The sequence below is a fragment of the Pseudomonas sp. R3-41 genome, from assembly GCF_054161485.1.
The window spans coordinates 5,060,933-5,086,113 of the sequence record NZ_CP096421.1; the positions used below are offsets into that span (position 1 = coordinate 5,060,933).

Annotated in this window: 23 protein-coding genes and 1 pseudogene; 9 read left to right on the forward strand and 15 right to left on the reverse strand. The window is 62.7% G+C overall.

The annotated features are described in order from the left end of the window. Window positions 1–46: 46 nt before the first annotated feature. The gene (pap, locus tag M1D99_RS21690) at window positions 47–1,561 is read right to left on the reverse strand and encodes a polyphosphate:AMP phosphotransferase (protein WP_458130765.1); all 1,515 of its coding nucleotides are present in this window, start codon (window positions 1,559–1,561) and stop codon (window positions 47–49) included. Window positions 1,562–1,711: 150 nt separating this feature from the next. On the opposite strand from pap, the gene mnmC reads away from it, so the two are divergent. From mnmC to M1D99_RS21715, 5 genes are all read left to right on the forward strand, one after another. Next, the gene (gene mnmC / locus M1D99_RS21695; protein ID WP_434571630.1) at window positions 1,712–3,694 is read left to right on the forward strand and encodes a bifunctional tRNA (5-methylaminomethyl-2-thiouridine)(34)-methyltransferase MnmD/FAD-dependent 5-carboxymethylaminomethyl-2-thiouridine(34) oxidoreductase MnmC; all 1,983 of its coding nucleotides are present in this window, start codon (window positions 1,712–1,714) and stop codon (window positions 3,692–3,694) included. 423 nt (window positions 3,695–4,117) lie between these two features. Next, the gene (locus M1D99_RS21700; protein ID WP_186704701.1) at window positions 4,118–5,890 is read left to right on the forward strand and encodes an N-acetylglutaminylglutamine amidotransferase; all 1,773 of its coding nucleotides are present in this window, start codon (window positions 4,118–4,120) and stop codon (window positions 5,888–5,890) included. A 3-nt stretch (window positions 5,891–5,893) separates the two neighbouring features. After that, complete coding sequence (ngg, locus tag M1D99_RS21705) at window positions 5,894–7,639, forward strand: N-acetylglutaminylglutamine synthetase (RefSeq protein ID WP_186704700.1); 1,746 nt, start codon at window positions 5,894–5,896, stop codon at window positions 7,637–7,639. 219 nt (window positions 7,640–7,858) lie between these two features. Further along, on the forward strand, window positions 7,859–9,049 hold the full coding sequence (locus M1D99_RS21710; protein WP_053120340.1) for an osmoprotectant NAGGN system M42 family peptidase: 1,191 nt from the start codon (window positions 7,859–7,861) through the stop codon (window positions 9,047–9,049). A gap of 229 nt (window positions 9,050–9,278) precedes the next feature. Next, complete coding sequence (locus M1D99_RS21715) at window positions 9,279–9,506, forward strand: YheU family protein (protein WP_003199186.1); 228 nt, start codon at window positions 9,279–9,281, stop codon at window positions 9,504–9,506. Here M1D99_RS21715 and csrA read toward each other — a convergent pair. The 3 genes from csrA to M1D99_RS21730 form a co-directional block, all read right to left on the reverse strand. Continuing rightward, on the reverse strand, window positions 9,495–9,695 hold the full coding sequence (gene csrA, locus M1D99_RS21720) for a carbon storage regulator CsrA (RefSeq protein WP_458130766.1): 201 nt from the start codon (window positions 9,693–9,695) through the stop codon (window positions 9,495–9,497). The two genes, M1D99_RS21715 and csrA, sit on opposite strands and share 12 nt — an antisense overlap. 151 nt (window positions 9,696–9,846) lie before the next feature. Further along, window positions 9,847–10,179 carry a YnfA family protein gene (locus M1D99_RS21725; protein ID WP_060743066.1) on the reverse strand — a complete coding sequence of 111 codons (333 nt, stop codon included), beginning with the start codon at window positions 10,177–10,179 and terminating at the stop codon, window positions 9,847–9,849. A 57-nt stretch (window positions 10,180–10,236) separates the two neighbouring features. Further along, window positions 10,237–11,052 (reverse strand): SDR family oxidoreductase, encoded by an 816-nt coding sequence (locus M1D99_RS21730; protein ID WP_186704699.1) that lies wholly within the window; start codon window positions 11,050–11,052, stop codon window positions 10,237–10,239. 335 nt (window positions 11,053–11,387) lie between these two features. Between M1D99_RS21730 and M1D99_RS21735 the strand changes: the two genes are divergently transcribed. Continuing rightward, a complete protein-coding gene (locus tag M1D99_RS21735; protein ID WP_003183939.1) occupies window positions 11,388–11,540 on the forward strand; it encodes a DUF3309 family protein in 153 nt (50 codons plus the stop codon). Between the two features lie 62 nt (window positions 11,541–11,602). Here M1D99_RS21735 and M1D99_RS21740 read toward each other — a convergent pair whose 3' ends face one another. Next, window positions 11,603–13,696 (reverse strand): LTA synthase family protein, encoded by a 2,094-nt coding sequence (locus M1D99_RS21740; protein WP_434571637.1) that lies wholly within the window; start codon window positions 13,694–13,696, stop codon window positions 11,603–11,605. Window positions 13,697–13,814: 118 nt separating this feature from the next. On the opposite strand from M1D99_RS21740, the gene M1D99_RS21745 reads away from it, so the two are divergent. Then, entirely contained in the window at window positions 13,815–14,036 is a 222-nt protein-coding gene (locus tag M1D99_RS21745) for a hypothetical protein (protein ID WP_434571639.1), read from the forward strand. A 103-nt stretch (window positions 14,037–14,139) separates the two neighbouring features. On the opposite strand, the gene M1D99_RS21750 is transcribed toward M1D99_RS21745, so the two are convergent. From M1D99_RS21750 to ccmA, 10 genes and pseudogenes are all read right to left on the reverse strand, one after another. Beyond that, complete coding sequence (locus M1D99_RS21750) at window positions 14,140–14,547, reverse strand: hypothetical protein (protein WP_186728633.1); 408 nt, start codon at window positions 14,545–14,547, stop codon at window positions 14,140–14,142. Window positions 14,548–14,561: 14 nt separating this feature from the next. Continuing rightward, window positions 14,562–15,764 (reverse strand): c-type cytochrome biogenesis protein CcmI, encoded by a 1,203-nt coding sequence (ccmI, locus tag M1D99_RS21755; RefSeq protein WP_458130767.1) that lies wholly within the window; start codon window positions 15,762–15,764, stop codon window positions 14,562–14,564. Continuing rightward, complete coding sequence (locus M1D99_RS21760) at window positions 15,757–16,230, reverse strand: cytochrome c-type biogenesis protein (protein WP_186704695.1); 474 nt, start codon at window positions 16,228–16,230, stop codon at window positions 15,757–15,759. Before M1D99_RS21760 ends, ccmI begins: the two co-directional genes overlap by 8 nt. Then, window positions 16,227–16,763, reverse strand: coding sequence for a DsbE family thiol:disulfide interchange protein (locus tag M1D99_RS21765; protein ID WP_434571642.1), 537 nt, complete (start codon window positions 16,761–16,763; stop codon window positions 16,227–16,229). The genes M1D99_RS21760 and M1D99_RS21765 overlap by 4 nt, the downstream gene beginning before the upstream one ends. Beyond that, a complete protein-coding gene (locus tag M1D99_RS21770; protein WP_186704693.1) occupies window positions 16,760–18,748 on the reverse strand; it encodes a heme lyase CcmF/NrfE family subunit in 1,989 nt (662 codons plus the stop codon). The genes M1D99_RS21765 and M1D99_RS21770 overlap by 4 nt, the downstream gene beginning before the upstream one ends. Window positions 18,749–18,751: 3 nt before the next feature. Further along, a pseudogene (gene ccmE / locus M1D99_RS21775) lies at window positions 18,752–19,208 on the reverse strand (cytochrome c maturation protein CcmE). Further along, a complete protein-coding gene (ccmD, locus tag M1D99_RS21780) occupies window positions 19,205–19,381 on the reverse strand; it encodes a heme exporter protein CcmD (RefSeq protein WP_003199159.1) in 177 nt (58 codons plus the stop codon). Before ccmD ends, ccmE begins: the two are co-directional and overlap by 4 nt. After that, window positions 19,378–20,133 (reverse strand): heme ABC transporter permease, encoded by a 756-nt coding sequence (locus M1D99_RS21785; RefSeq protein ID WP_081352495.1) that lies wholly within the window; start codon window positions 20,131–20,133, stop codon window positions 19,378–19,380. The genes ccmD and M1D99_RS21785 overlap by 4 nt, the downstream gene beginning before the upstream one ends. 94 nt (window positions 20,134–20,227) lie before the next feature. Beyond that, complete coding sequence (ccmB, locus tag M1D99_RS21790; protein ID WP_003183957.1) at window positions 20,228–20,896, reverse strand: heme exporter protein CcmB; 669 nt, start codon at window positions 20,894–20,896, stop codon at window positions 20,228–20,230. Further along, the gene (gene ccmA, locus M1D99_RS21795) at window positions 20,893–21,528 is read right to left on the reverse strand and encodes a cytochrome c biogenesis heme-transporting ATPase CcmA (protein ID WP_186704691.1); all 636 of its coding nucleotides are present in this window, start codon (window positions 21,526–21,528) and stop codon (window positions 20,893–20,895) included. Before ccmA ends, ccmB begins: the two co-directional genes overlap by 4 nt. Before the next feature lie 200 nt (window positions 21,529–21,728). Here ccmA and fliK point away from each other — a divergent pair, with 200 nt between their 5' ends. After that, entirely contained in the window at window positions 21,729–23,300 is a 1,572-nt protein-coding gene (gene fliK, locus M1D99_RS21800) for a flagellar hook-length control protein FliK (RefSeq protein ID WP_434571647.1), read from the forward strand. After that, window positions 23,297–23,626 (forward strand): EscU/YscU/HrcU family type III secretion system export apparatus switch protein, encoded by a 330-nt coding sequence (locus M1D99_RS21805; protein WP_186704689.1) that lies wholly within the window; start codon window positions 23,297–23,299, stop codon window positions 23,624–23,626. The genes fliK and M1D99_RS21805 overlap by 4 nt, the downstream gene beginning before the upstream one ends. Window positions 23,627–25,181 lie beyond the last annotated feature (1,555 nt).

Below are 25,181 nucleotides of genomic sequence, written 5' to 3' on the forward strand. Positions count from 1 at the left end.
AACCGACCGCGACAATCATTCACCTCGCGTATGCGTACCCATCGCCCTAGCGCTTCTTCTTGCGAGCCTGTTTTGCGCTGCGCTCGAAAGCCGCCTCCAATGCCTGGTTAAGGGTGCGCAGTACCTTGACCCGCGCCCAGCGCTTGTCGTTGGCCTCCACCAAGGTCCAGGGGGAAATCTCGGTGCTGGTGCGGTCGACCATGTCGCACACTGCGGCGCGGTAGGCGTCCCACTTGTCGCGGTTGCGCCAGTCATCCTCGGTGATCTTGAAACGCTTGAACGGGATTTCCTCGCGCTCCTGGAACCGCTCCAGCTGGGTTTCCTTGTCGATGGCCAGCCAGAACTTGACCACCACCACACCGGCGTCGGCGATCTGCTCCTCGAAGTCGTTGATTTCCCCGTAGGCCCGCAGCCAGTCGGCCTGGCTGCAAAACCCTTCGACCCGCTCCACCAACACCCGGCCATACCAGGAACGGTCGAACATGGTGAACTTGCCGCGGGCAGGAATATGCCGCCAGAACCGCCACATGTAGGGGTGGGCGCGCTCTTCTTCCGTGGGGGCGGCAATCGGCACGATGCTGTATTGGCGCGGGTCCAGGGCCGCCGCAACCCGTCGGATCGCCCCGCCCTTGCCTGCCGCGTCATTGCCTTCGAACACCGCGACCAAGGCATGCTGGCGCATGCGTTTATCCCGCAGCAGGCCGGCGAACCGCGCCTGCTCGGTGATCAGTTGCTCTTCGTAGTCGGCCTTGTCCAGGCGGCGGGTCATGTCCAGGCTGTCGAGCAGCGTGACCTGGCCGTCCAGCGCAGGCAACGGCGCCACGTTGACCTTTTGCGGCTTGATCTTCGACCGGTCCAGGGCCTGTCGCAAGCCGTCGAGCAGGATCCGCCCGACGGTGAGGCTGCGATAACAGCTGTCCATGCCTTCGATGACATGCCACGGCGCGTAGTCGCGACTGGTGCGGCGCAGCACACGCTCGCCGTATTTGACGAACTTGTCGTAGGTCTGGGACTGCTGCCAGTCCAGCGGGCTGATGCGCCAGCTGTGCAGCGGGTCATCCTTGAGCCCCTTGAGCCGAGCCTTCATCTGCTTCTTGGAGAGGTGGAACCAGAACTTGAAGATCAGCGCGCCTTCATCGCAGAGCATTTTTTCCAGGCGCTCGGCACCGGCGATCGCCTGGTCGAGCCGCGGGTCCTTGAACTCGCCATGGACCCGACCTTGCAGCATCTGGCTGTACCAGTTGCCGAAGAAAATCCCCATGCGCCCCTTGGCCGGCAGCATCCGCCAATAGCGCCATGCGGGAGGCCGCGCCAGCTCCTCGTCGGTCTGCTGGTCGAAAGTGCGCACCTCGATCAGCCGCGGGTCCATCCATTCGTTGAGCAACTTCACCGTCTCGCCCTTGCCCGCGCCTTCGATGCCGTTGATCAACACGATGACCGGAAACCGGCCCTGCTGCTGCAACTCGAACTGCGCTTCCAGCAGCGCTTCACGCAGGGCCGGCACCTTGGCCTCAAAGGTGTCTTTATCGATCACATGGCCGATTTCAGCGGATTCAAACATGGGCAGCTCCTTCCAAGGATGGCTCAAGACTAGCGGATTGGATGCGGCCCTGTGCAGCAGATTCCATTCAGATGCGCGCTCTGTTGCGATGGGTCAAGCAAGCCGATACCGATCGGCTAGAATGGCCGCTCAGTTTTGACCGAGCCTGCCATGACGCCCATCCAGCAACACGCCCAACTCGACTGGGATGATCAGGGGCGCCCGCGTTCGCGGGTGTTCGACGATGTGTATTTTTCCGATCAGTCGGGCCTGGATGAAACCCGTTATGTGTTCCTCGAGCAGAACAACCTGGCCGAGCGCTTCGCTGCGCTGGCCGCTGGCGGGCGGCTGGTGATCGGCGAGACCGGGTTTGGCACCGGCTTGAATTTTCTCTGCGCCTGGCAATTGTTCGAACAGTGCGCGCCAGCAGGCGCTCGGCTGCACTTCGTCAGCGTCGAGAAGTATCCCTTGAGCCCCGAAGACTTGCGCCGGGCCCTTGCCCTGTGGCCGCAACTGAGCCTTCAAGCGGAACAATTGCTTGAGCAGTACGTGGCGATCCACCAGGGTTTCCAGCGCTTGGTCCTGGCCAATGGCCGGGTGACGCTGACCTTGTTGATCGGCGATGCCCTGGAGCAGTTGCCGCAGCTGGACGGGCAGATCGACGCCTGGTTCCTCGACGGTTTTGCGCCGGCCAGGAACCCCGAGATGTGGACCGCCGAGCTGTTCGCCGAACTGGCCCGGCTGGCCGCACCCGGCGCGACCCTCAGTACCTTCACCAGCACCGGTTGGGTTCGGCGGTTGCTGAACGCGGCGGGCTTCAAGATGAAGCGCACGCCCGGCATTGGCCATAAATGGGAAATCCTGCGCGGCGTGTTTCTTGGCTGGCCCGAGCAGACACCCGCGCCGTCCCTGGCAAAACCCTGGTATGCCCGCCCCTTGCCGCCCACCGGCGAGCGTCGGGCCTTGGTCATCGGCGGCGGCCTGGCCGGGTGCGCCAGCGCGGCGAGCCTCGCCGCCCGTGGTTGGCAGGTGACGCTGCTGGAGCGTCATGCCGGGTTGGCCGAGGAAGCGTCCGGCAATCCCCAAGGCGTGCTGTACCTCAAATTGTCGGCCCATGGCACGGCGTTGTCGCAGATGATCCTCAGCGGCTTCGGCTACACCCGCCGTGTGCTGGAGCAACTGCAACGCGGCGTTGACTGGGATGCCTGCGGCGTCTTGCAACTGGCCTTCAACAGCAAGGAAGCCGAGCGCCAGGCGCAACTGGCCGAGGCGTTCCCAGCGGACTTGCTGCATTCACTGGATCAGTCCGAGGCCCAGGTTCGCGCCGGCATCGGCCTGGCCTGTGGTGGCTTGTTTTATCCCGAAGGCGGTTGGGTGCATCCGCCGGCGCTGTGTCGCTGGCAAGCTTCGGAGCCCGCCATTGATGTGCGAACCCATCATGACGTGCTGCACCTGCGCCGAGTCGACGGCCAATGGCTGGCATGGGACGGCGAACGCTGCCTGGCCAGTGCGCCAGTGGTGATCCTCGCCAGCGCTGCCGAGATCAAACGCTTCGAACCTGCCGCTGGTCTGCCGCTCAAGCGCATTCGCGGGCAGATCACGCGGTTGCCGCAAACCCGCCGCAGCCAGAGCCTGGCGACGGTGGTCTGCGCCGAAGGTTATGTGGCGCCGCCACGGCTGGGCGAACATACCCTGGGCGCCAGTTTCGATTTCAATAGCGACGACCTGACCCCCACCGCTGCCGAGCATGCCGGCAATCTGCAGATGCTCGAAGAGATCTCCCACGACTTGGTGGAGCGCCTGGATGCTGGCACCCTGGACCCGCACCACCTCGAAGGCCGCGCGGCGTTTCGTTGCACCAGCCCCGATTACCTGCCGATTGTCGGACCGCTGGCCGAGCGCCAGGCCTTCACCGAGGCCTACGCTGCCCTGGGCAAAGATGCACGCCAAGTGCCGGACGCCCCCTGCCCATGGCTCGATGGCCTGTACATCAACAGCGGCCACGGTTCCCGCGGCCTGATCACCGCGCCCCTGTCGGGCGAACTGATCGCCGCCTGGCTGGACAACGAACCCCTGCCACTGCCCCGCAGCGTGGCCGAGGCCTGCCATCCGAACCGGTTCGCGTTGCGGGCCTTGATTCGGGGCAAGACCTGACACAGATGGATGACCCGCCACAAACCCTGTGGGAGCTGAGCTTGCTCGCGATAGCGATGTGTCAGCCAACTAAGATGCCGACTGATCCACCGCCATCGCGAGCAAGCCCACTCCCACAAAGAGCCTGTGCCAGACGCATCATTTCTGCGGTCGATGAAAATCAACGGTGGGAGCGAGCCTGCTCGCGATTGCGGTGTGTCAGTCGCTTAGATACCAACTGATCTACCGCAATCGCGAGCAGGCTCGCTCCCACAGGTTTCGCTCTATTCTTCAGTCATGCAGCAGACCAAACGGGCCCCACCCCGCCGGCTTATAACGCATTGATCTAAAACTCACAGCAATCCCTCCGGTCAGTTTCAGAGTACCCGCCCTTTCGGCGCGTGCTGCTTGACCCCTCCCCAACGGAAACACCGGTAAGGACTTATGTGCGGATTAGCTGGAGAGTTACGTTTCGATCAACAACCTGCGGACCTTGCGGCCGTAGAGCGAATCACCCATCACCTGGCCCCTCGCGGCCCTGATGCCTGGGGTTTTCATAGCCAGGGACCGATTGCCCTCGGCCACCGACGCCTGAAAATCATGGACCTGTCGGACGGCTCGGCCCAGCCGATGATCGACAATCAATTGGGCCTGTCGCTGGCCTTCAACGGCGCGATCTACAACTACCCGGAGCTTCGCACCGAGCTGGAAGGCCTGGGCTACACCTTCTATTCCGGTGGCGACACCGAAGTGCTGCTCAAGGGTTACCACGCCTGGGGCGAAGCGCTGCTGCCCAAACTCAACGGCATGTTCGCCTTCGCCATTTGGGAGCGTGATGCCAAGCGGCTGTTCATCGCCCGCGACCGCCTCGGCGTCAAGCCGCTGTACCTGTCGCGCACCGGCCAGCGCCTGCGCTTCGCCTCGGCATTGCCGGCGCTGCTCAAGGGCGGCGACATCAATCCGATGCTCGATCCGGTGGCCCTCAACCATTACCTGAATTTCCACGCGGTGGTCCCGGCGCCCCGCACCTTGTTGGCCGGTGTTGAAAAACTGCCGCCCGCCACCTGGATGCGCATCGAAGCCGACGGCACCACCGAGCAGAAAACCTGGTGGACCCTGCCCTACGGCCCTCGCGCCGACGAACAGCACCTGAATCTGGAAGACTGGATCGATCGCGTTCTCGACAGCACCCGCGAAGCGGTTGCCATTCGCCAGCGCGCCGCCGTCGACGTCGGCGTGCTGCTGTCCGGCGGCGTCGACTCAAGTATGTTGGTGGGCCTGTTGCGGGAAGTCGGCGTCGAGGACTTGTCGACATTCTCCATCGGTTTCCAGGATGCCGGCGGCGAGCGCGGTGACGAATTCCAATATTCGGACCTGATCGCCAAGCACTACGGCACTCGCCACCACCAACTGCGCATCGACGAAAAAGAGATCATCGAGCAACTGCCCGCCGCGTTCCGCGCCATGAGCGAGCCGATGGTCAGCCACGACTGCATCGCCTTCTACCTACTGTCGCGGGAAGTCGCCAAGCATTGCAAAGTGGTGCAAAGCGGCCAAGGCGCGGATGAGCTGTTCGCCGGTTATCACTGGTACCCGCAGGTCGACGGCGCCAGCGATCCGTACGCCGCCTATCGCGCGGCATTCTTCGACCGCAGTTACGCAGAATATGCCGCCACTGTGCAGCCCAACTGGTTGACGGCCAACGACGCGGCCGGGGACTTCGTCAAGGAGCATTTCGCCCAACCCGGCGCCGATGCCGCGGTGGACAAGGCCCTGCGCCTGGACAGCACCGTGATGCTGGTGGACGACCCGGTCAAGCGCGTCGACAACATGACCATGGCCTGGGGCCTGGAAGCGCGCACACCGTTTCTCGACTATCGCCTGGTGGAACTCTCGGCCCGGGTCCCGGCGAAATTCAAGTTGCCCGATGGCGGCAAGCAGGTGCTCAAGGAAGCCGCCCGACGGGTGATTCCCAGCGAAGTGATCGACCGCAAGAAAGGCTATTTCCCGGTGCCGGGCCTCAAGCACCTGGAAGGCGACACCCTGGCCTGGGTTCGCGAACTGCTGCTGGATCCGAGCCAGGATCGCGGCCTGTTCAACCCAGCCATGCTCGACCGCCTGCTCACCGACCCCAACGGGCAACTCACGCCGTTGCGCGGTTCGCGACTATGGCAACTGGCGGCGCTGAACCTGTGGCTCAGCGAGCAAGGAATTTGATCGATGAAACCTCACGCAACTGTTCACAACCAACGCCTCTTGCGCGGCCAGGCGCCCTCCTATGAACGCCTGCAGGCACGCCTGGCCGAAGACGGCAGCGAATTGGGCGCCGACCCGATCGCGGTGCATTGCGGCTGGGGCCGACTGCTGATCGGCCACACCTTCCCGGACGCGGCGTGCCTGGCCCGGGAACTGCTCAACGAACAACCCGGCGAACGCGACATTGCCTTGTACGTGGCCGCGCCCCAGCAGGTGCTGGGGCTGGAACCGGCGCAATTGTTCCTCGATCCGTCCGACACCTTGCGCCTGTGGTTCAGCGACTATCGCCAGTCCACCCGGGTGTTTCGCGGCTTCCGCATTCGCCGCGCCCAGAGCGAGACCGACTGGCAGGCCATCAACCAGCTCTACCAGGCCCGGGGCATGCTGCCCATCGACCCGCTGCGACTGACCCCGCGTCACGAAGGCGGACCGGTGTACTGGCTGGCTGAAGACGACGATACCGGTGCGGTGATCGGCAGCGTCATGGGCCTGAATCATCAGAAGGCCTTCAACGACCCGGAAAACGGCAGCAGCCTCTGGTGCCTGGCCGTCGATCCGCAATGCCCGCGACCCGGTGTCGGCGAGGTGCTGGTGCGTCACCTTATCGAGCATTTCATGAGCCGTGGCTTGAGCTACCTCGACCTGTCGGTGCTGCACGACAATCGCCAGGCAAAAAATCTCTACGCCAAACTCGGCTTTCGCAACCTCTCGACCTTCGCCATCAAGCGCAAGAACGGCATCAACCAGCCGTTGTTCCTTGGGCCCGGCCCCGAGGCGGAGTTCAATCCGTATGCGCGGATCATCGTCGAAGAAGCTCACCGGCGCGGCATCGAAGTGCAGGTGGACGATGCCGAGGCCGGCTTGTTCACCCTGGTCCACGGCAGCCGCCGGGTGCGCTGCCGCGAGTCCCTGAGCGACCTGACCAGCGCCATCAGCATGACCCTGTGCCAGAACAAAAGCCTGACCCACAAGGTGCTGAAAAACGCCGGCCTGAACCTGCCGGCGCAACAGCTGGTGGGGAACGCCGATGACAACCTGGCGTTTCTCGATGAGCACGAACGGGTGGTGGTCAAGCCGCTGGACGGTGAGCAGGGCCAAGGCGTGGCGGTGGACTTGCGCACTATCGAGGAGGTGCAGAGCGCCATTGAAGCGGCTCGGCAGTTCGATAGCCGGGTGCTGCTGGAGAGCTTCCACGAAGGGCTGGACCTGCGCATCCTGGTGATCGGCTTTGAAGTGGTGGCCGCGGCGATCCGGCGCCCGGCGGAGGTGATCGGCGACGGCCGGCACACCATCGGGGCCCTGATCGAAGCCCAGAGCCGCCGACGGCAGGCCGCTACGGGGGGTGAAAGCAAGATACCGATGGACGCCGAGACCCTGCGCACCCTCAATGCGGCGGGGTACGACTACGACAGCGTCCTGCCGGCCGGAGAGCACCTGTTCGTACGCCGTACAGCGAACCTTCATACCGGCGGCGTCCTGGAGGATGTCACCGGTATCCTGCATCCGACCCTTGCCGATGCGGCGGTGCGTGCCGCGCGGGCGCTGGACATCCCCATGGTCGGCCTCGACCTGCTGGTGCCGGCGGCCGATCAACCCGAGTATGTGTTCATCGAAGCCAACGAACGCGCAGGTTTAGCCAACCACGAACCCCAGCCCACCGCCGAGCGTTTTGTGGATCTGTTGTTTCCTCATAGCCAGACGGTGGCTTAGCCCTTCTTCCGTGGCGAGGGACCTTGCTCCCGCTCGACTTTGTAGGAGCTGTGTAGGAGCTGTCGAGTGCAACGAGGCTGCGATCTTTCCCCAGACACTTGAATCCCAAGCGAAAGATCAAAAGATCGCAGGCTTCGCCAGCTCCTACAGAGCTCAGCGGGAGCAATCTCTGACCACAGGGTTCCCCTATTTCAACCTAATGTTCCGAGAGGAGTTTCCATGATCAGCAAAATTCCCGAACCGGATCTCGAATACCTGCAAAAGGTCCTGCTGGAAATGCTCGCCATCCCCAGCCCGACCGGCTTCACCGACACCATCGTGCGCTACGTCGCCGAGCGGCTCGAAGAGTTGGGTATCGCCTTCGAAATGACCCGTCGTGGCACGATCCGCGCCACGCTCAAGGGCCGCAAGAGCAGCCCCGACCGGGCCGTGTCGGCGCACCTGGATACCATCGGTGCCTCGGTGCGGGCCATCAAGGACAACGGTCGCCTGACCCTGGCTCCGGTGGGGTGCTGGTCCAGCCGGTTTGCCGAAGGCAGCCGGGTCAGCTTGTTCACCGACACCGGCGTGATTCGTGGCAGCGTGCTGCCATTGATGGCATCCGGTCACGCGTTCAACACCGCCGTGGATGAAATGCCCATCAGTTGGGACCACATCGAGCTGCGCCTGGACGCCTATTGCGCCACCCGCGCCGATTGCGAAACCCTGGGCGTGGGCATCGGCGATTACGTGGCCTTCGACCCCTTGCCGGAATTCACCGAAAGCGGTCACATCAGCGCCCGGCACTTGGACGACAAGGCCGGGGTCGCGGCACTGCTGGCGGCGCTCAAGGCGATTGTCGACAGTGGCGAGGAACTGCTGATCGACTGTCACCCCCTGTTCACCATCACTGAGGAAACCGGCAGCGGCGCAGCGGCCGCACTGCCCTGGGACGTCAGCGAATTCGTCGGTATCGACATCGCGCCCGTCGCCCCTGGCCAGCACTCGAGCGAACATTCGGTCAGCGTGGCGATGCAGGACTCCGGCGGCCCTTACGACTATCATCTGTCGCGGCATTTGCTGAAACTGGCCAAGGAGAACGACATCTCGGCACGCCGCGACCTGTTCCGCTATTACTTCAGCGACGCTCATTCGGCCATCACCGCTGGCCACGATATCCGTACCGCCCTGCTCGCCTTCGGCTGCGACGCCACCCATGGCTACGAACGCACCCACATCGACAGCCTGGCCGCCCTCAGCCGCCTGCTCGGCGCCTACATCCTCAGCCCACCGGTGTTCGCCAGCGACGCGCAGCCGGCCCAAGGCTCCCTGGACCGCTTCAGTCACCAGATCGAGCACGATGCCCAGATGGAAAGCGATACCCGGGTGCCGTCGGTGGACAGCCTTGTGGGGCAGCGGTCGGACAGCTGATCCCGCTCGCGATGTCGGCTGACACATGACGCTTTCGGAGTCTACACAAATCAAATTGTGGGAGCGGGCTTGCTCGCGAAAGCGGTGGGTCGGCTAGCATAGAGTTTGAATGTACCGCCGCCTTCGCGAGCAAGCCCGCTCCCACAAGGATTCGCAATGGTCAAAACCCAGGCTAGCCGCAAAAGCCCATTGGCCGTAGCATCGCCCTATTGTCTAGCCGAGGTCCCCCATGCTCATCCCCCACGACCAACTCGAAGTCGACACGCTCACTCGCCTGATCGAAGATTTCGTGACCCGCGACGGCACCGACAACGGTGACGACACGCCCCTGGAGACGCGGGTGCTGCGGGTCCGACAAGCCCTGACCAAAGGCCAGGCCTTGATTGTCTTCGACCCGGAAAGCGAACAGTGCCAACTGATGCTCAAGCACGACGTGCCCAAGCACCTATTCGACTGAACAGGCCTTGCGGGCGGCGTTAGCCTTTTTCCTCTGGATCTTTTCATAGATTTCGAAGCGATGGACATCGACGTGCCGTGGCGCTTCGACGCCAAAACGCACGGTGGTGCCACTGACCGACAGCACCCGGACGGAAATATCGTCACCGATGGAAATCAACTCGCCCACAGCACGGCTTAATACGAGCATGGTTCTTGTCCTTAAGAATGTCTGGACCCTGACCATGCCCGGCCTGCTTTCCGTTCTCAAGACACCAGCGAGAATTCAGTAAGGCCCTACAAGCAAAGTTCTCGCGACTGAAGGAAACGTCCTGCAAAAACCTGGCGAACCGTAGGTTATTTCAGGAAGCTGAGAGCCGTGGGCCGAATAGAATCACGCTCGCCCCCAACACGCAGAGCGCCACGCCAATCCAGTCGGAACCCAGTGGCCGGACCCGCTCCACCACGGCCAGCCAGCCGATCGAGGCAATGATATAGATACCGCCATAAGCGGCGTAGGCGCGCCCGGCGTAGGTCGCTTCGATGCGGGTCAGCAACAGCGCGAACAAGGTCAGGCTGAGCAGCGCCGGGGCGATCCACCAGGCGCTCTTGCCCTGGCGCAGCCACATCCAGAAGGCGTAGCAACCGGCGATTTCAAACAGCGCGGCGAGAAAGAACCACAGGTAGTTGAGCATGCAGATGTCCATCAAGAGGGCCGAATGGCGCCATCCTGAGGACATCGCGCAGCCAGGTCAATTCAGGTTCTGGCGGGCCTTGGCGCGCATCTTGTCGGCCATGGCGGTCATTTCGTCGTAGAGCAACTGTGGGTTCTTCTGCTTGAGCGCCCAGGCCATGCGCCCCTGTTCATGGGGCAGGATCATGAACTGCCCTTGGGCCACTTGCTGGTAGATGTAGTCGGCAATGTCAGCGGCGCTGATCGGTGAGCTTTCCAGCAACTTGCCGACCTGAGCCTTCATGGCTGGGGTCGGCCCGCGGAAGGAGTCCAGCAGATTGGTCTGGAAAAACGACGGGCACACCACGTGGACGCCGACTTCCTGCTGCGCCAACTCTACCAGCAGGCTCTCCGATAACGCCACGACGCCTGCCTTGGCCACGTTGTAGTTGCTCATGGCTGGCCCCTGCATCAAGGCCGCCATGGAGGCGATGTTGATGATCTTGCCGCGGCTCTTTTCCAGCAATGGCAGGAAAGCCTTGCAGCCCTTGACGACGCCCATCAGGTTGATCGCGATCTGCCAGTCCCAATCTTCCAGGGACAGTTCGCTGAAGAACCCGCCCGAAGCGACGCCAGCATTGTTGACGATGATATCGATGCCGCCGAGTTTCTCTTCGCAAGCCTGGGCGAACGCCGTCAATTGGCTGTAGTCGCGCACATCGCAACGCTGGATGAAGCCTTCACCACCGGCAGCGCGCACCAATTTCAGAGTTTCCACCAGGCCTGGCTCGCTGACATCCGACAAGGCCAGGCGCCAGCCTTCACGAGCCCAGCGCAGCGCGATTTCGCGACCCAGGCCGGAGCCGGCCCCAGTGATCATCATGCGATTTTGCATAGCAAACAGCCTTGTTCCGGGAGAGATAGGCCGAGTGTAGCGAAGGCGTCTGCCGGACCCACGCTCCATCAGATTGCTGAATGGCGAGGGCAAACTGTAGGAGCTGGCGAAGCCTGCGATCTTTTGATCTTTCGCTTGGGATTCAAGTGTCTGGGGAAAGATCGCAGCCTCGTTTCACTCGACAGCTCCTACACAGCGCCTACCGGCGCCTACAAAAACTTTGAATTTTTTACAGGACGTTACGGTCGGACTTATTAAGCCGCCCGGATTTAACGCATGCGTGCTGGTAGTTGGAAGTTGCATCAATCCAAAACTGACCAATAAGGAAATCTACAATGGGCACAATACTTATCATTATTCTGATCCTCCTGCTGATCGGTGGTCTTCCGGTCTTCCCGCACTCCAGAAGTTGGGGCTACGGTCCGTCCGGTATCATCGGTGTAGTGTTGGTGGTGCTGTTGGTCCTGCTATTACTGGGCAAGATATAAACCACTAAGTAAGCGCAAAAAAAAGAGGCCTCTGCAGGCCTCTTTTTTATGCTCGCCGTTTCTCAGTCCGGCTTGCCGTCAATCACGCCGGCCGTGTTATCCAGCAGGCTCTTGGTCGCGGTTTGCAGGAACGATTCGAGCTTGAGTTTCATCTCAGCCGTCTCCGGTGCATCCGGGATGACCTCTGCGTGTGGATTGGCGCCCAGTTGATAACGGAACAGTTTCGGTGCCATTGCCTTTTCCTCTGGCAACACCAGGATCTTGTCGTCGTGGATAAGTGCCGTGGTCTGATCGCTACCCGACGGTTTGATCACGCCAAAACCGGTGTCGCCTGGCGGCAGATTCAACAGGTCGCGGCCCCAGCACTGGTTGCGCACTTCCCCGCCGAGCCGGCCCATGATGGTCGGGACGATATCGACCTGGGTGCCAATGGTGTGGTTGCGCTGGCCGAATTTCTCTTGGACGCCCGGCCCGATCAGCAGCATCGGCACATTGAAGCGGCCCAGGTCCATCTCGGTGATCTGGCGCTCGTTGCCGAAGCCATGGTCACCGACCACGACGAACAGGGTTTCCTTGAAGTAAGGTTCCTTGCGCGCCTTCTCGAAGAACTGGCCCAGCGCCCAATCGGCGTAACGCATGGCGGTCAGGTGTTCGTTCAGGCGGCCACGGTCAGTGACCGGCTCCACCGGCAACGGCGTCGGCAGCGCATAAGGCGTATGGTTGGACAGAGTCTGCAGCAACGCATAGAACGGCTTGCCGTTTTCCCGCGCCTTGAGTTCGATCAGGCCCCGGTCGAACATGTCCTGGTCGGACACGCCCCAGGTCGGGTCGGAGAACACCGGGTTCACGAAGTCGTTACGCCCAATAAATGTTGTCATGCCTTGGCTGCTGAAAAAACCCGACTGGTTGTCCCAGGCAAAATCGCCGTTGTAGACATACACATCGTCGTAGTTGCGGGCGCTGAGCAGTTGCGGCAGGCCCGACAGCTTGTGGCTGCCCTCCGGCGTCTGCATCAGGTATTCGAAACCCGGCAGGTTCGGGAAGCACGCCATGGTGGCGAACATGCCTTGGTGAGTGTGGGTGCCATTGGAGAAAAAACGATCGAACAACAGGCCTTCCTTGGACAGTTTGTCCAGGTAAGGCGTGATGTTGCCTGGCGCGCCCAGGGCGCCCACCGAGTGACCGGCCATGCTCTCCATGAGAATCACGACCACGTTCTTAATCGGCAGGGTCTTGTCCGCTGGCGGCGTGTAGTCGCGGCGCACGGCGGCTGTCTCGGCGTCCACGAGTTTGTCGTCAGGCATCACCAGCATGTCGCGCACGGTCTGCTGTGCCAGCGGTTGCTCGAGTGTGGCCTTCCAGATGTTGTCACGGTGTTCGGACAACCGGCTCTTGGCCGCCGCCACCAATGACAAGGTGCCATTGAGGCCCAACTGGTTGGCGAAGTTCGAATCGGTGGTATAGACGTCGCCCCAACGCAGTGGCGGACCTTGGCGCAGGGTACCGCGCGCAGCGGCCACGGCCACCAGCAGGCAAACCATGAACACCGCGACACGTCCGTACCACGGCGCGAGCTGACGCGTGCCGATGCTGCCGCCGCTGAACGGCCCACGCGGGCGGGTGGCATGGTCGGCGCCCTTGAACGCCAGGCTCAGGATAAGGGTGCCGCCCACCCAGGCCAGCAGGTAGCGCACTACCGGGAAACCGTACCAGAGCATGCTCATCACGGTTTTCGGGTCTTCCTTCACATACTGGAAGACCAGGCCGTTGAGGCGCTGGTGGAATTCACGGTAGAAGTCCATCTCCATCAAGCCGAGGAACAGCGCAACACTGGAGGTAATGGTCAGCCAGAAACGAAAGAAACCACGGGCGGCCATGGCCCTTGCGCTGAACAATGCCAGCAGCAACGGGATGCTGAGGTAGACCACCAGGCGCAAGTCAAAGCGCAGGCCATTGAAAAACGCTTCAACGAAGGTCGAGGCCGGGGTGTCGAGGATCATCTCGCGGTTGTAGACCAGCAGCGCCACGCGCAGCAGGCTCAGCATGACCATCATTACCAGGGCGCAAAGCAACGTGTAGGCCAGGTGCGATTTGACGGTCGGTTGCAGCAGGCGATGCGTGGTGCGCTGCTGACTCAGGGCGTCCGGGATTGCCATGTCGTTTAAGGACCCTATTGGAGTTGGAGTGTCAAAAAAAGAAACAACGGCGCGCCCTCTGTTGGCCAAAGCCTGGCCCCGGGGCTTGCGCGAGTGCGCAAATGTTGCACGAACGGCTATGGCATTGCCATTAAATAACCGGCGGCGATATGAGCGCGGGGGATTGTCCGCAAGATTTGGTGAAAATTTCGTTCAAAGAATATTCGGAAACACAAAAAGCCCGGCCTACTGCACGGATGTGCCGAACGCCATTGTGGTGGAGGACTTGATTGTGGCGAGGGAGCTTGCTCCCGCTCGGCTGCGCAGCAGTCTTAAAATCTGGATAGCGAAATATGCCTGACAGACCACGGTGGCTGGATTGGGGCTGCTTCTCAGCCCAGCGGGAGCAAGCTCCCTCGCCACAGGGTTGCCGATCACTTCCAGATCAGTGTGAAACGATCACTTCAGTGGAACTTGCGCCCCAGCCCCGCCGGCACGCCTTCAATGGTGGTTTCTTCCCACGGGCCGTTCGGGCTGACGGAACGGCTCCAACCGTTGTTCCAGCGGAAATAGGTGCGCTGGCGGTAGAACGTATTGGTCTGGTTATCCAGCACATAGACCCCCAGCTTGGCGTCCCAATGGCTGTTGCCACCCGGTGGCGGGGCGAAACTGGCGGAAGTACGTGGCACCGGCTTGGCCGGTTTGTTCGGGATGACTGGCTTGCCAGGAGGCGTGGACGGGGCCGGCTTGGTGGTCGGGGTCGACGGTGGAATCGGTGGCAGTGGCGCCGAGGGCTCCGGCGGACGCTGGACCGCGCAAGCGCTCAGGCCCATGACGAGCGTGAGCAGGGTGATACGAGCGATGGCGGTCATGGTGCGAATTCCTGTTATTTATCCGGGCTGTCGATGGTCAATTGTTGTTGCGCCGTGGTGCTGCTCGCCAGGGGCTGGCTGCGGCCGATCCACTCACCCGCGGTCGGCTGGCCGGCCCGGGAGACGCGCGCCATCAGTTGGACTTCGGGGAAGTTCGACAGTTTCAACTGGGGCATCATGGCGTCTGCATCGCCCAGTTCAACCGTGACCGGCAGATCGGCCACTGTCAGGCGCTTGGCGGCCAGGGGTGCCGGCGGGCCGGACACGGCGCGGGCAAAGATGAACACGCTGTCGCCAGGCTGAACCTTGGCCTTGAGCTCCGGCGCCAGGTCGACGCGAACCTTGAGCACTGCCCCGGTCTTGGCCGGCGGGGCCTGGACGACTTTGCCACCACTGGCCTGCAGCTTCTCGGTGGCCCGGGTAATGCCGCCCTGCAGCGCCTCGCGGGATTTGTCGCCTTCCGGCAGTTGCGCGAGCAGGCGCCCCCAGTAATCGATCGCTTCCTGATAGCGTTCGCCTTCAAACGCGGCGATGCCCAACAGGCCGAGGCTGGTGACTTCCTTCGGATCGAGCTTGAGCGCTTCGTCGGTCAAGGCCTGGACTTTATCCGACCATTTCTTGCCATCGGCGAAATACTGCGCCTGGGCCCACTGGCCCAACAGTTCCGGTTGGCGACCGGCGACCGCCACGGTGCGCTCGAAAATCTTCGCCGCATCCGCGGGCCGATCCTGGGCCATGTAGGTACGCCCGAGGAAATACAGGCCTTCGGCCGAGTCTGGCTGTGCCGCCACCGCGCGCTCCAGGCGCTGGGTCATCTCTTCCATCGACTGCGGCGCCTGGGCGAATTCGCGCGTCAGCTCGACCTTGTCACTGGCACCGAAATGCAGGTACAGCGCCAGGCCCAGCACCGGCACCAATACGGCGGCGAGCAACGGCAACGGTTTGCCTAGCCGGGATTCGCGCGGAGCATCGGCGCCCTCGGTGTCGGCGAGCAGCTCCCGGGCGGCTTCGGCACGACCGGTGTCCAGTTGCGCGGCGTTGAGCACGCCCTCCTCCCGCTCGGCTTGCAGTTCGGCCACGCGCTCCTGATACAGCGCCACGTTGAGTGCGGTGCGGTCCTCTTCGCGTTGAGCGCGACGACCGCGCAGTACAGGGATCAACAGAAAACTCAGGGCAACCAGAAGAAGCAGACCTGCGGCGAGCCAGAAATCAATCATGCTTGGTTTTATCCAACAGTTGGTCGAGGCGCTGGCGCTCTTCGACAGAAAGCGTGTCCGGTGCGGCCGTGCGCTGGACCCGGCGCCGGCGCACGATGACTGCGATGATCACGAGACCACCGAGCAACAGCCCGGCGGGGCCGAACCAAAGCACCGCGGTCTTGGAGGACAGGGCGGGGTTGTAGCGCACGAACTCACCGTAGCGATCGACCATGAAGTCGATGATCTGCTGGTTGTCCTTGCCCTCGCCGAGCATGCGGAAGATTTCCTTGCGCAGATCGGCGGCAATCGGGGCGTTGGAGTCGGCGATGTCCTGGTTCTGGCATTTGGGGCAGCGCAGTTCCTTGGTCAGTTCGCGAAACCGCTCGCGCTCGCCGTCGTTGGCGAATTCGTAGGTGTCGATGGCCGCCTGGGCCACACCGACCAGGCTCAACCCCAGGATGGCAGCGGCTAACCAGCGCTTCATGGCTTGGCCTCGTCCACCAGGGACTGGTATTTGGCGGCCAGTTTCTCGCGCCAGACCTGTTCGTCGATCACGCCGACGAACTTGTCGCGGATCACGCCCTTGGCATCGATGAAGAAGGTTTCCGGCGCGCCATAGACGCCCAGGTTCAGGCCCAGGGAGCCCTCTTCGTCACGAATGTCCAATTGGTACGGATTGTGAAACTCGGCCAGCCACTTCAGAGCGTCAGCATTGACGTCCTTGTAGTTGACGCCGTAGATCACCACGCCGTTCTGGGCCAGCTTGTTCAGCACCGGGTGCTCGACCCGGCAGGAAATGCACCAGGTGCCCCACACGTTGACCAGCGCCGGCTTGCCCAGCAGGTCGGCACGGGTCAGGGTCTTGTCGCCTTGCACCGAAGGCAGGGAAAACTCCGGGAATGGCTTGCCGATCATCGCCGAGGGCAACTCGCTCGGGTTCAGGTACAACCCCCGGTACAAGAACACCGCCATCAGCAGGAACAGCGCCAACGGCAACAGCATCAACCAACGTTTCATGCAGTGGCTCCCGTCACGCCCAGGGCTTCACGCACCCGGGTTCTCACCTTGACTCGATAACGCCGATCCAGCGCCGCCAGCATCCCGCCCAGGCCGGTGAGCAAGCCACCGAACCAGATCCAGCGCACGAACGGCTTGACATGAACGCGCACCGCCCACGCGCCGTCGCCCAGGGACTCGCCCAGGGCCACGTAGAGATCGCGAGTGAACCCGGCATCGATCCCGGCTTCAGTCATGACCGAGTTCTGCACGGTGTAGAGGCGTTTTTCCGGGTGCAGCACGGTGATTTCCTGGCCGTTGCGAATGACCCGCACAGTGCCTTTGTCAGAGGTGAAGTTCGGCCCTTCGAAATGCTTGGCGCCTTCGAACACGAACTGATAGCCCCCCAGGTCCATGGACTCCCCCGGCGCCAGGCGCAGGTCGCGCTCGGCACTGTTCTGGCTGGACAGCACCACGCCCAAGGCGCAGACGGCGATGCCCAGGTGGGCGATCTGCATGCCCCAATAACTGCGGGTCAGGGATGGCAGGCCTTTGATCAGGCCTTTGTGGCGGGTCTTGTCGAAAATGTCCCGGACGCCGGCCAGCAACACCCAGGCCGCCAGCACGAACGTCGCCAGCACCGCCCAGTTGAAATCGCCGTAGGCCACGCCGGCCACCACGGCCAGGGCGGCCGTGCCCAGCAGCACCGGGGTCAACATGCCCAGTAGCCACTTGACCGGGGTGTCTTTCCAGCGCACCAGCATACCGATGGCCATCACCACCATCAGGATCGCCATCAGCGGGATGAACAACGCGTTGAAGTACGGCGGACCCACCGACAGCTTGGCGCCGGACAGTGCATCGAGCACCAGCGGGTACAACGTCCCCAGCAGGATCATCGACGCCGCCACAACCAGCACCAGGTTGTTGCCCAGCAATAGGGTTTCCCGCGACCAGAGGTTGAAGCCGACCTGGCTCTTGACCACCGGCGCCCGCAGGGCGAACAGCGTCAGCGAACCGCCAACGACGAACAGCAGGAACATCAGGATGAACACGCCACGTTCAGGGTCCGAGGCAAAGGCATGCACCGACGTCAGCACGCCGGAACGCACCAGGAACGTGCCCAACAGGCTCAACGAGAACGCCGCGATGGCCAGCAGCACGGTCCAGCTCTTGAACACACCGCGTTTTTCCGTGACGGCGAGGGAGTGAATCAGCGCGGTACCCACCAGCCAGGGCATGAAGGATGCGTTTTCCACCGGATCCCAGAACCACCAGCCGCCCCAGCCCAGTTCGTAGTAGGCCCACCAGGAGCCCAACGTGATACCGACACCGAGGAAGGCCCAGGCGACGATGGTCCACGGGCGCGACCAGCGCGCCCAGGCGGCATCGAGACGCCCGCCGAGCAACGCGGCGATGGCGAAGGCGAAGGCCACGGAAAAACCGACGTAACCCATGTAGAGCATCGGCGGGTGAACGATCAGGCCGATGTCTTGCAGCAATGGATTGAGGTCGCGGCCATCCATCGGCATCTGCGGCAGGATGCGCTCGAACGGGTTGGACGTGACGATCAGGAACAGCAGGAAACCGGTGCTGATCATGCCCATGATCGCCAGTACGCGGGCGAGCATCACGCGTGGTAATTGCCGGGAGAACACCGAGACCGCAAAGGTCCATCCGGCGAGAATCAAAGCCCAGAGCAACAGCGACCCTTCGTGGGCACCCCACACCGCGCTGAACTTGTAATACCAGGGCAAGGCGCTGTTGGAGTTGCTGGCAACGTACTCCACGGAAAAATCGTCAGCCATGAACGCGTAGGTCAGGCAACCGAAGGCGAACAGCATGAACGCGAACTGCCCCCATGCCGCCGGCTGTGCCAGGCTCATCCACAACCGGTCGCCACGCCAAGCACCGAGCAGGGGCACCACGGCCTGGACCAGGGAGAAACACAGGGCCAGGATCATCGCCAGGTGGCCCAACTCGGGAATAAAGATACCAGCCGTCATCGGTCAGCCCTCCTTCACAGGCGCGGGTGCCGACTGGCCGCTGTCTTTCAGGGCCTTGGTCACTTCCGGCGGCATGTATTTCTCATCGTGCTTGGCCAGCACTTCATCGGCGACCACAACGCCGTCAGCGTTGAGCTTGCCCAGGGCGACGATCCCCTGCCCTTCGCGGAACAGGTCCGGGAGAATGCCGCGATAGGTGATCGTCACGGTCTTGCTGAAATCGGTGACGTTGAATTTCACGTCCAGCGAATCCCCGGAACGCACCAGCGAGCCCTGCTCCACCATGCCACCGGCGCGGATGCGTGTGTCTTTCGGCGCTTCGCCATTGGCGATCTGGGTTGGGGTGTAGAACAGGTTGATGTTCTGCTGCAAGGCGCTGAGAGCCAGGCCGACCGCGGCACCGACACCCACCAGGATCGCCAGAATGATGACAAGACGTTTTTTTGCGCAGCGGATTCACTGACCGTTCTCCCGGCGCAGACGACGCGCCTCTTGTTGCAGATACCGCTTGCGGGCCAGGATCGGCACCGCCACGTTGAGGGCCAGCACCACCAGGCAAATGCCATAGGCTGACCAGACATACAGGCCATGATGGCCCATGGCGAGGAAATCGCCGAATGAAGCGAAACTCATCGAGCGGCCTCCAGGCTGTTCTGTACTTCGGCCTTCACCCAACTGGCCCGGGACTCGCGCTTGAGCACTTCGAGGCGCATGCGCAGCAACAGCACCGCGCCAAAGAAACAGTAGAAGCCCAGTACCGTCAGCAACAGCGGCAGCCACATTTCGACGGGCATCGCCGGTTTTTCGGTCAGGGTGAAGGTCGCGCCCTGATGCAAGGTGTTCCACCACTCCACCGAATACTTGATGATCGGGATGTTGATCACGCCGACAATCGCCAGCACCGCGCAGGCCTTGGCCGCGCTGTCACGATTGCTGATGGCGTTGCCCAGCGCAATAAGACCGAAGTACAGGAACAGCAGGATCAGCATTGACGTCAGCCGCGCATCCCAGACCCACCACGAACCCCAGGTCGGCTTGCCCCAGATGGCCCCGGTGACCAGCGCCACGGCGGTCATCCAGGCGCCGATGGGGGCGGCGCATTGCAGGGCGACGTCGGCCAGTTTCATCTTCCACACCAGCCCGACCACACCGCACACCGCCAGCATCACATAGATGGACTGGGCCAGCAGGGCCGTGGGCACGTGGATATAAATGATGCGAAAGCTGTTGCCCTGTTGGTAGTCCGGCGGGGCGAAGGCCAGGCCCCACACCACGCCAGAACCCATCAATAGCAGCGCGAAGAGGCTCAACCAGGGGAGCAGTTTGCCGCTGATGCCGTAGAACCACTTGGGTGAGCCGAGCTTATGAAACCAGGTCCAGTTCATTGCTGTTTCCATCACGGTTGCGGTTCGCCATCACGAACCGCCAGGTCTGCCTTTACTTCCAGGGAAGTGGTCAATTTTTGACCAGGCCTCGTTATTATTCGCCGACGCTGATTTTCAAGCCAGCGGCTATTGCGAAGGGTGTCAGGGTTATCGCCAGGGCGGTCAGGCTCCCAAGCCACAGCAGATAACCGGTCGCGGGCATGCCTTGCAATGCGGCTTGCAAGGCACCGCTGCCCAGGATCAACACCGGGATATACAACGGCAGGATCAGCAGCGCCAACAACAGGCCGCCGCGCTTCAAACCCACCGTCAACGCCGCGCCCACCGCACCGAGCAAGCTCAGCACCGGAGTGCCCAGCAGCAGCGACACCAGCAGCACCGGCATGCACGCGGCGGGCAAGCCCAGCATCATCGCCAGCAGCGGCGAGAGCAGCACCAGTGCCAGCCCGGAAAAAACCCAGTGTGCCAGTACCTTGGCCAAAACCAGAAGGGCCAGGGGGTGCGACGAAAGGACCCACTGTTCCAGTGAGCCGTCTTCGAAATCACTGCGGAAAAGCCCGTCCAGCGAGAGCAGGACCGATAAAAGCGCGGCCACCCAGACCAGTCCTGGAGACAAGGTTTGCAACAATTGAGTCTCCGGACCGACCGCCAACGGGAAGAGCGCGATGACAATCGCGAAGAATACCAGCGGATTGGCCAATTCGGCCGGACGACGAAACAGCAGGCGCGCCTCGCGGGCAAGCAGCAGGCCAAACACACTCATACGGCCCAGTTCCCCAGATCGATATTGCGATAACCGGACGGCATCCGCGCCAGCGTGTGGTGGGTCGTCAACAGGACCATTCCGCCATTTTCGCAGTGCCGGGCCAGGTGTTCCTCGAGTTGCGCGACGCCCTGCTTGTCCAGGGCAGTGAACGGCTCGTCGAGAATCCACAGCGGCGGGCCGTCCAGGTACAACCGGGCCAAGGCCACTCGGCGCTGCTGGCCGGCGGACAGGGTGTGGCTCGGCACGTCTTCGAAGCCGCGCAGCCCGACCGCCGCCAACGCTTGCCAGATCGCCTCGCGCTCGGCCGGCGTATGCAGCGCACAGAGCCAACTGAGGTTTTCTTCGGGGGTCAGCAAATCCTTGATGCCCGCGGCGTGGCCGATCCAGAGCAGGTTACGGGCCAGTTCGCTGCGCTGGCTGTGCAAGGGCTGGCCATTGAGCAACACTTGCCCTGCGGTGGGCTGCATCAACCCGGCGAGCAGGCGCAACAGACTGGTCTTGCCACTGCCGTTGGGGCCACTGATCTGCACCATGTCGCCAGGCGAGAGTCTCAATTCCAGATGTTCGAAAAGCAGCCGCAAGTCTCGCTCACAGGCGAGGCCAACGGTTTGCAGGAGAGGACTGGTCAAGGGATCGCGGGCCTTATACGGTGTTCAAGTCGGCGGTGCAGCGGCCGTTAAAGAGGTGCAGCATAGATGCTTTGACGGCCTGTTCCACAGAGCTGCGTCAAACAATTGCAAGGTTTTCGCCACTCCCTGAAAGACGGGCGGCATTATACATGCCCTGACCTACTCTCAAGAGAGCTTATTTCCCCAAGGTAAGACCGCAAATGACAGGCGACATGAACATCCTGCCGCTGCCCCAGGCCACGGCAACGACGCGTATGCCAACGGTGACGGGGGAGCTGCTCAAGTTGCTGGCACCAGCCGAAGGGCTGATCGGGCCCGGCCAGACCGCCAAGGCCGAAGTGCTGTCGCTCAAGCAGGCGGACCAGACTTTTCAGCTACTGCTCAAGGTCACCCTGGAGAGCGGTCGACAGGCCACCGTGCAGGCCACCAGCACCCAGCCACTGCCGCAGGGCACCAGCCTGGCCGTGACCCAGCCGTCCGCCAGCAACCTGGCGATTGCCGTGCAACAGGCCGTTGCCTCCAGCGTTGCCACCTTGACGCGCATCGACACCGCGCAGATGCCGGTGGGCACGTTGCTGCAAGGCAAGGTGTTGACCAGCCAGGCGTTGCCCGCCTTGCCCGGACAGCCGGTGGTCTACCGGTCGTTGGTGAGCCTGCTCAACACCGCCCAGGCTGGCAGCACCCTGGACATCGACAGTCCCCAACCGCTGCGCATCGGCACACTCTTGAGCGCCCAGGTGCAAGATGCCCAGACGCTGAAATTCGTACCCCTGAGCAACCGTCAGGAGCAACTGGCGGTAAGCCAGCAACTGGTTACCCAAGTCAGCCGCCAGGGCTCGCTGGACAGTCTGATCACTGCGCTGCAAAACCTTCCCGTCACTGACGACACAGAAACACAGCTGCGCGCGGCGGTGACTCGCTTGCTGGCAGGCCTGCCGGATGTCCAGCAACTGAGCACGCCCAAGGGCGTGGCCCAGGCCATGATCGCCAGCGGTGTGTTCCTGGAAAGCAAACTGCTCGCCGGACAGCCACCGAGCCTGGCGCCGGACATGAAGGGCGACCTGCTGAAACTGATTGCCCAGCTGACACCGGCCCTGCCCGCCTCGACCAACCTCGGCGCCATCATTGCCGCCAACACGCTGGCCCAGGCCCTGCCGAGTTTCGTTCGCAGTGCCCTGGGGATGCTTGGCCAGGTCAGCGCCAAACCGTCGCCCACCAGCTTTCCGCTGCCCTCCCGGCAGCTGAAAGAGCAGGACGAAGAAGGCGACCTGGAACACCTGCTGCGCCTGGCCGCCGCGGCCGTGTCGCGCCTGCAAAGCCATCAGTTGTCGAGCCTTGAACAGACCGGCCTGACCGACGACGGCCGACTGATGAGTACCTGGCAGTTGGAGATCCCGATGCGCAACTTGCAGGACATCGTGCCATTGCAGGTCAAGTTCCAGCGCGAGGAAACCCCGCCCCGGGAACAACCCGACGAACGCCGGGAAGAACGCGAGCCGAAACAGCAGCTCTGGCGGGTGGAGCTGGCGTTCGACGTGGAACCGCTCGGCCCCTTACAGGTCCAGGCCCAGTTGCTCAGCGGCAGCCTGTCCAGCCAGTTATGGGCAGAACGGCCATATACCGCGAGCCTGATCGAAAGCAACTTGACCGCCTTGCGTGAACGCCTTGTGACCTGTGGCCTGAACGTCGGTGACCTGGACTGCCACCTCGGTACCCCGCCCCAAGGCCCCAAGACTCGCCTGGAACAGCGCTGGGTGGACGAAACCGCATGACCACCCACACTGAACCCCGCCAAGCCATCGCCCTCAAGTACGACGGCCACCACGCCCCGACCCTCACCGCCAAGGGCGACGAGGCCCTGGCCGAGGAAATCCTGCGCATCGCCCGCGAAAGCGAAGTACCGATCTATGAAAACGCCGAGTTGGTGAAGTTGCTGGCACGGATGGAATTGGGGGACAGCATCCCGGAGGAGCTGTACCGCACGATTGCCGAGATCATTGCGTTTGCTTGGAACCTCAAGGGCAAGTTTCCGCAAGGGTTTGACCCGCACGCACCGAGTGTCGAAAAGGATGTGACCGACCGCGGCGACGATTACTGATCAGTGGCGAGGAGATTTATCCCCGCTGGGTTGCGCAGCGACCCCATTTTTGCGGCTGCTGCGCACCCGAGCGGGGATAAATCCCCTCGCCACAGGGCTGGGCTGGAAAGATTGGCGCGCCAGAAAACCTGTGGGAGCGAGCCTGCTCGCAATGACGGAATCACACCCGACATTTCTATCGACTGCCACACCGCTATCGCGAGCAGGCTCGCTCCCACATTGGATCTGCGGCAGGACGCGACATCGTGGCGAGGGAGCTTGCTCCCGCTCGGCTGCGCAGCAGTCGCAAAACCGGGCGATACGGTCTGCCTGGGAACAATGCTGGGGCCCGCTTCGCAGGCCAGCGGGAGCAAGCTCCCTCGCCACAAGCACTGCGTGTGCTGGAATGATCAGTCGGTGAGCGCCAGAAAAACTGTGGGAGCGAGCCTGCTCGCGATGGGGCCCTGTCAGTCAAGGTTGATTTGACTGGCACACCGCTATCGCGAGCAGGCTCGCTCCCACATTGGATCTGCGGCAGGACGCGACATCGTGGCGAGGGAGCTTGCTCCCGCTCGGCTGCGCAGCAGTCGCAAAACCGGGCGATACGGTCTGCCTGGGAACAATGCTGGGGCCCGCTTCGCAGGCCAGCGGGAGCAAGCTCCCTCGCCACAAGCACTGCGTGTGCTGGAATGATCAGTCGGTGAGCGCCAGAAAAACTGTGGGAGCGAGCCTGCTCGCGATGGGGCCCTGTCAGTCAAGGTTGATTTGACTGGCACACCGCTATCGCGAGCAGGCTCGCTCCCACATTGGATCTGCGGCAGGACGCGACATCGTGGCGAGGGAGCTTGCTCCCGCTCGGCTGCGCAGCAGTCGCAAAACCGGGCGATACGGTCTGCCTGGGAAGAATGCGGGGGCCCGCTTCGCAGGCCAGCGGGAGCAAGCTCCCTCGCCACAAGCACTGCGTGTGCTGGAATGATCAGTCGGTGAGCGCCAGAAAAACCTGTGGGAGCGAGCCTGCTCGCGATGACGGAATCACACCCGACATTTCTATCGACTGCCACACCGCTATCGCGAGCAGGCTCGCTCCCACATTGGATCTGCGGCAGGACGCGACATCGTGGCGAGGGAGCTTGCTCCCGCTCGGCTGCGCAGCAGCCGCAAAACCGGGCGATACGGTCTGCCTGGGAACAATGCGGGGGCCCGCTTCGCAGGCCAGTGGGAGCAAGCTCCCTCGCCACAAGCGCTGCGTGTGCTGGAATGAACAGTCGGTGAGCGCCAGAAAAACCTGTGGGAGCGAGCCTGCTCGCAATGACGGAATCACACCCGACATTTCTATCGACTGCCACACCGCTATCGCGAGCAGGCTCGCTCCCACATTGGATCTGCGGCAGGACGCGACATCGTGGCGAGGGAGCTTGCTCCCGCTCGGCTGCGCAGCAGCCGCAAAACCGGGCGATACGGTCTGCCTGGGAACAATGCGGGGGCCCGCTTCGCAGGCCAGTGGGAGCAAGCTCCCTCGCCACAAGCACTGCGTGTGCTGGAATGATCAGTCGGTGAGCGCCAGAAAAACCTGTGG